Here is a 383-nt window from a genome sequence, read left to right on the forward strand (position 1 = left end):
ATATGGGGAAAGTAATACCATATCAAGGATCTCCTAAAAAAGTTATATAATAGGGAATTATAAAAATTGAATATATGGAAGATTATGTACGTCATAAACAAGCCCAGAAGGGGTATATAAAAAGGAGGGCAGGGAAATGAAAAGAGAAACAAAGGTATTACTGTTATGCCTAATTATTATTATGATCTATCGCCTTACCTATATCATGAAGCAAGCCTGCCCTTCTGGCCGTGCTTTCCTCCACTCCCAGTTCGGCCGCCATAAGGCCTGCAACCTCAAAGTAGAAAGTTCACGCCTTTGCGTAGACGACTTCGCCGCCGGAGATGGTGAGATCCACCTTCATGTCTTTCACTTCTTCTATTGGCATTTTGACGATATCTCCG

Annotated in this window: 1 pseudogene; it reads right to left on the reverse strand. The window is 41.3% G+C overall.

The window, feature by feature from the left end:
- Positions 1 to 181: 181 nt before the first annotated feature.
- Positions 182 to 274 (reverse strand): annotated as a pseudogene (locus EZM41_RS02960) (HDIG domain-containing metalloprotein); the annotation flags it as partial.
- Positions 275 to 383: the final 109 nt, after the last annotated feature.

The sequence above is a fragment of the Acetomicrobium sp. S15 = DSM 107314 genome (assembly GCF_016125955.1).
GTDB lineage: Bacteria > Synergistota > Synergistia > Synergistales > Thermosynergistaceae > Thermosynergistes > Thermosynergistes pyruvativorans.